Source organism: Streptomyces sp. AM25 (genome assembly GCF_058146165.1).
Map to the genome: position 1 here is coordinate 1 of NZ_JBKIWN010000110.1, position 5,767 is coordinate 5,767.

6 protein-coding genes and 1 pseudogene are annotated in these 5,767 nt (G+C 66.2%); 4 read left to right on the plus strand and 3 right to left on the minus strand.

The window, feature by feature from the left end:
- Positions 1–255 (minus strand): hypothetical protein (locus ACLHRZ_RS36970; protein WP_490422967.1); only part of this gene is annotated, 255 nt, incomplete at its 3' end.
- Positions 256–470: 215 nt separating this feature from the next.
- On the opposite strand from ACLHRZ_RS36970, the gene ACLHRZ_RS36975 reads away from it, so the two are divergent.
- The 4 genes and pseudogenes from ACLHRZ_RS36975 (at position 471) to ACLHRZ_RS36990 (ending at position 4,016) form a co-directional block, all read left to right on the plus strand.
- A complete protein-coding gene (locus tag ACLHRZ_RS36975; protein ID WP_490422968.1) occupies positions 471–731 on the plus strand; it encodes a hypothetical protein in 261 nt (86 codons plus the stop codon).
- Positions 732–816: 85 nt separating this feature from the next.
- Positions 817–1,812, plus strand: a complete 996-nt coding sequence (locus tag ACLHRZ_RS36980) for an IS630 family transposase (protein ID WP_490422969.1) — start codon at positions 817–819, stop codon at positions 1,810–1,812.
- A gap of 248 nt (positions 1,813–2,060) precedes the next feature.
- Positions 2,061–2,402, plus strand: a complete 342-nt coding sequence (locus ACLHRZ_RS36985; RefSeq protein ID WP_490422970.1) for a histone-like nucleoid-structuring protein Lsr2 — start codon at positions 2,061–2,063, stop codon at positions 2,400–2,402.
- A 374-nt stretch (positions 2,403–2,776) separates the two neighbouring features.
- A pseudogene (locus ACLHRZ_RS36990) lies at positions 2,777–4,016 on the plus strand (IS256 family transposase).
- A 24-nt stretch (positions 4,017–4,040) separates the two neighbouring features.
- Here ACLHRZ_RS36990 and ACLHRZ_RS36995 read toward each other — a convergent pair.
- Both ACLHRZ_RS36995 and ACLHRZ_RS37000 read right to left on the minus strand, forming a co-directional pair.
- On the minus strand, positions 4,041–4,220 hold the full coding sequence (locus ACLHRZ_RS36995; protein WP_490422971.1) for a hypothetical protein: 180 nt from the start codon (positions 4,218–4,220) through the stop codon (positions 4,041–4,043).
- A gap of 220 nt (positions 4,221–4,440) precedes the next feature.
- Positions 4,441–5,220, minus strand: coding sequence for a transposase (locus ACLHRZ_RS37000; RefSeq protein ID WP_490422972.1), 780 nt, complete (start codon positions 5,218–5,220; stop codon positions 4,441–4,443).
- Positions 5,221–5,767 lie beyond the last annotated feature (547 nt).

Consider the following 5,767-nt stretch of genomic DNA (forward strand, 5'->3'; position numbering starts at 1 on the left):
GATCTGCGGGTCGAAGCGCATCTGCTCGACCAGGGCGGTCACCGCGGTGGTGGCACACCGCATCGACAGCTCCGACACCAGCAGGGGAAGCTGCCCCTGCGTGGGGTCCTGACCACTGGCGGCAGGCGCCTGCACCTGCGGGAGCAGTGCAGGCTGCTGGGCGAACAGCTGCAACTGCCCATAGGGGGCAGCGGTGCTGATAGGGGTCCTCTGTGCCGACTGTACGAAGGCCGGCTGTGAGGTGTAGACCGACATGTCACTCCTTCTTGCGTTCTGAGAATCCCCCTCCGGGCCAGCTGCCACTGAGAAGCGGGCGCTGATTTCCAGAAGCAAAGCACGCTTTCACGGAAAGTCATCGCGACATGCCAGCCCTTAAAGGATTTATGGTCCGAACACCCCCGGGCCGGCTGGCACCCACCCCTCCCAAAACCAGACTTCCCTGGGGCGTCGGTCGTGGCATGGTGATGTCTGTGACTGCCGAGGATGTGGCCGGTTGGGATGCTGACCTGCGTGTTCTGACGGATGGTCTGGGCTGGCTGTTCAACAGGCCTGAGCCGCGGCGGGTGTTCGGTGATTTCGCGCGTGCTCTGCTGGCTGACGTGCCGAAGAAGAACTACTCGTGGGGCCTGGCTGAGCATGCCGGGTATCCGGCACCGCGCCCGTTCGAGCATCTGTTGGACGGCGCGGTGTGGGGCGCCGACGCGCTGAGGGACGCGGTCCGCGACTATTGAGTCGAAACTCTTTGGTTGCCTTGCCTGTTGAGGGTGTGTGATCGGGTCGGGTGGTGGGCGGCGGTTGTCGCCGGCGGGGCAGGAAGTGCTGCGGTTGCGTGTGGTGGCGGCGCTGGAGGCGGGGCAGGTACGCGGGTACCGGCGGGCGGCGGAGATGTTCGGGGTCTCCGAGCGGTCGGCGGGTACCTGGTGGCGTAAGTACAAGGCGGGCGGGCGGGAAGCCCTCGCGGCACCGGTCAAGTCCCGGACCGGGCCTGGCGAGCTGGTCAGCGCGGAAGACCGTGGAGTGCTGTTCCGTGCGCTGGCCGACTACACGCCTGGGGAACTGCTGATCGGCGGCCCGCTGTGGACCCGCCGTCTGGTCGCCGAGCTGGTCCGGATGGTCGTCGGAGTCCGCATGACCGAGCAGGGCGTGGGCAAATGGCTGCGCCGGCACGGTTTCTCCCCGCAGCGGCCCGACCGCCGCTCCTACCGCCAGGGCCAGGGAAAAGTCGATGCCTGGCTCGCCGATGAGTACCCCGCGGTCGCCGCCCGTGCGAAGGCGGAGAACGCGGTGGTGGCCTGGGCTGACCAGTGCGGACTGCGCTCGGACACGGCTCCGCCCGGACGCTCATGGGCCCCGAGGGGACAGACCCCCATCGTGCGGGTCAACGGACGCCGCTTCCGGGTCAACATCATGTCGGCCATCGCTTCTCGCGGCACGCTGTGGTTCACGGTGTTCACGGAGAAGTTCACCGCGGACGTGTTCACCGCCTTCCTGGACCGGCTCGCCCGCCAGGCCGGACGGAAAGTCCACGTGATCGCCGACCGGCACCCCGTCCACCGCAGCAAGGCCGTGACCGCCTGGCTCGAGGCGAACAGCGAACGCGTCGAGCTGCACCTGATGCCCGGCTACAGCCCCGAACTCAACCCCGACGAACTGCTGAACGCCGACATCAAACGCCACGTCCACGCCGCCCGTGCCCGCTCGGCAGAGGACCTCGCCCACGAGACCCGGCGCTTCCTCCACCGCCGCCAGAAGCAACCCCGCATCGTCCGCGGCTACTTCCACGCCCGCCACGTCCGCTACACGATCACATAGGAAACCAAACAGTTTCGCCTCAATACCAGGCGAGTCATCAACCGGCGTGGTCCTCAAGCCGTGAGGCCACCCCCGTGCTGCGCTGCCTGGTAAGACAGGTGGGCGTTGCACGTTGGCCAAGCCGGACAGGCCGGGGCATAGTGCGACAGTCTCGCGCGCTTTGCGGGAAATCCCCCTCACAAAGGGGGGATTTTTCTTGCGTAAATCCTGTGTGCAACAGTTGTCTCTGGGCGTCTATAATCCCCTACATGGCACAGAAGATCGTCACCATCTACACCGATGACTTGACCGGTGAAGAGTCGCAGGAAGCGGCAACTCACACGTTCTCTCTGGACGGTGTGACATACGAAATCGACCTTGGCGCCGACAGCTACGAGCAGCTGCTTGAGTCTCTTGCTCCATTCATGAAGGTCGCCCGCAAGCAGGGCAGGGGCAGGAAGAGGCCGACCGGCCGCATCGTCGCGTCCGTCGGCAACCCCGACACCGCGAAGATCCGGGCGTGGGCCAAGGAGAACGGCTACGACGTGAATGACCGGGGCCGAGTGTCGGCTGACATCCGTGAAGCCTTCGAGAAGGCAACCAAGCACTGACTCAAGGGAACACTGCACCACTGACTGAAGCCCCCTCTCCTGGGAGGGGGCTTTCTCATGTCCTACCTCAGGTATATATAACCCCTGACATAAATAATGTAGGCGTCATCCGCCCCCTCCTCGTGACACCCGTTCCGAGAACGTGACCGGGAACACGTCTGATTCGTGGCCCGGTTCGTTAGTTAGACACTGAACGGGGCCCCTGACCGCCCAAGACGATCGTGTCCCGCCGGTTGGTGCAGCCGATCAAGGTCGAGGTGTGCGCGGGCTCGCTCCGGGGCGCACTCCCGCAGGAGTTTCGCGCTCCCTGAGCATGGGTCGGCCACCGTGCAACTCTCCGTAGTGAACGCCCAGTTCAACCATGGAGGTGCACGGTGGCTCTGTCCCAGCATGACCTACTTCGCCTGCTGGAGTCACTGCGTTCGGCGGACGGACTGGAACTGGTCCGCTCCGTGGCCGAGCGGATGCTGCAGGAGCTGATCGAGGCCGAGGCCACCGCGAGGGTCGGCGCGGAGTGGAACGAGCACACCGACAGCCGTACCGCGTATCGCAGTGGCCACCGGGGCAAGACGCTGACCACCCAGGCCGGCGACCTGGAGCCGGCCATCCCCAAGCTCCGGTCCGGGACCTTCTTCCCGAGCCTGCTGGAACGACGGCGCCGGATCGACCAGGCCCTGTACGCGGTCATCATGGAGGCCTACGTCCACGGCGTCTCCACCCGCAGCGTCGACGACCTGGTAAAGGCCCTCGGAGCCGACACCGGCATCTCCAAGAGCGGGGTCTCCCGCATCTGCGCGGACCTGGACGGCCAGCTGGTCGCGTTCCGTAACCGGCCGCTGGACCATGTCCGGTTCCCCTACATGTACCTCGACGCGACCTACTGCAAGGCCAGGGTGAACCACCAGATCGTCTCCAGGGCCGTGGTGATCGCCACCGGCATCACCGAGGACGGCGGCCGCGAGGTCCTCGGGGTGATGGTCGGCGACAGCGAGACCGAGGTGTTCTGGACCGGGTTCCTGCGTTCCTTGCGTGAACGCGGGCTCACGGGCGTCCGCCTCGTGCTCGCGGATCACCACTCGGGCCTGGTCAAGGCGATCCGGGAAGGTCATGCTCGGCGCCGCCTACCAGCGCTGTCGTGTTCATTTTTTGCGGAATGTCTTCAGTGTCATCCCGCGGGAGGCGGCGGAGATGGTCGCCGCGACGATCCGCACGATCTTCGCCCAGCCCACCGCCGACGCGGTACGGGCCCAGGTCGACACGGTCGCCGACATGCTCGGAACCCAGTTTCCCAAGGTCAAGGCGATGCTGCTGGAGGCGAAAGAGGACCTGACCGCGTTCGCCGCGTTCCCGGAGCGCCACTGGAAGAAGATCCAGTCGACGAACCCGCTGGAACGGCTCAACCGCGAGGTCAAGCGCCGCACCGACGTCGTCCAGGTCTTCCCCAACGACGATGCGCTGCTGCGGCTGGTCACCGCCGTGCTCTTCGAACTCCACGACGAATGGATCGCCTTCCCCCGCCGCTACCTGCCGGAGGGGAGCATGGACATCTACCCTGCCGAGCTCCCCGGAAGCGCCCCCGCACTACCCGACACCACGAACACGCCCTCAACCTGATCGGCTGCACCAACTGGCGGGACGCTATCTGCCCGAGGGCTGCCGTCCGCCATCCGTCGCCTCGGCCCACTGCCCGAACACCACCTCGGCCGCCTCCAGCCGGGCCACCTCCGCGTCGATCTCGGCCAGTTCCTTACGCAGCAGCTCGGCCCGCTCGGCCAGCTGAACCCGCCGCTCGACCGTCCACGTCAGCACGTCCACCATGCAGATCCCTCCCGCCGCAGGAACCTATGAGGAGTCCCATCGCGTCGCCGGAGTACGCAAGAAACCGCCCACGGCAGACGATCACCTGCTAGCGATCATCCCCGAGACCAGCGCGAGCACGTCAACTTCGCCCCACACCAGCACCGTTGACCAGCAGAGATCAGGATGGAAACTGATCAATGATGTTGTCAAGCCAGGGGGGTGACGCTTTGTGATGCGTCTACTGCGCCGCGGCAGCGGGTGGGGGAGCGGCTGCCTCGAAGGTCCGGTTGTCGCGTATGAGGGCCCAGAGCACGTTGAGGCGGCGTCTGGAGAGGGCCAGGATCGCCTGCTTGTGGGACTTCCCTTCGTCGCGCCTGCGCCGGTAGAACGTCTTGGAGATGGGGCAGTGCATGGCGGCGACCTGGGCGGAGAGGTGGAACGTCCGCAGGAGCCTTCGGCTGTAGCGGCGAGGGCGGCGCAGGTTGCCGCTGATCTCGCCGAAATCGCGGGGGACGGGTGCGAGGCGGTCGAGGCTGCCGAAGGCGGCCATGTCGCCGCCGGTGGCAGCGATGAACTCGGCGCCGAGCATGTCGCCGATGCCGGGAATGCTGGTGATCACTGCGGCGTCGGGATGCTCGCGAAACCGGCCCTCGATCAGGGCTTCAAGCTCGGAGATCTCCTGGTCGAGGGCCATCACCTCCCTGGCCAGGGTGTGGACCATCTTCGCGGCCGTTTTCTCCCCGGGGACGGCAGTGAACTGGGCTTCAGCGGCGGTGACTGCAGCATCCGCCGCGCTCTTCGCCGCGTTGATGGTGCGGACACCGTGGTTCTTCAGCCAGGCCGTCAGCCGGCTCCGGCCGATGCGTCGCAGGGCGGCCGGGGTCTGGTAGCCCGTCAGCAGGATCAGCGCGCTCTTGGAGACGCTGCAGTCGAAGGCCCGCTCCAGGGCCGGGAAGTACTCCAGCATCTGGGAGTGGAGCCGGTTGTTCGCGCGAGTGCGGTCGGCCGACAGGTCCATGATGCGGCGGTCAGGATCCGAAGGTCCGTCGCGATCTCGCCGGTCCGCTCCAGTGGTTGCAGGTCGCGGCGCATGCGGGCGGTGTCCGCGATGACAAAGGCGTCCTTCCCAATCCGTCTTCCCGCTGCCCCGGTAGGCGGCCGAGACGTGGTGCACGGTCCGGCCAGGGACGTAGAGATCAGCTTCGGCCCCTGGTTGCCCAGCAGCGCGATCCACAGCGCGGCACCACCCGCATTCAGGTCCACGGCCCACGTGACCGGATCGCCGCTGGCAAGCGCAAGGAGGTCTCCGAGCAGTTCCATCAGCTCGGTCTCGTTGTTCGGCACACGGCGCGAGAGCACCGTAGCCGCGTCCGTGAGCCTTTTTCATCCTCCGAATCTGCAGGTCAGCGGACTGAGTGTTGACGGCTCGTCAGGCCACTGACCTGCAGATTCGGAGGATGAAAAAGGCTCATTACGTGAAAAATGTTGTCAGCCGGTCGCCAAATGGAGACTGTGGCCCTGCGCAATGCGGATGCCTGAGGGTTATTCACGTGGGGTTCACCAGC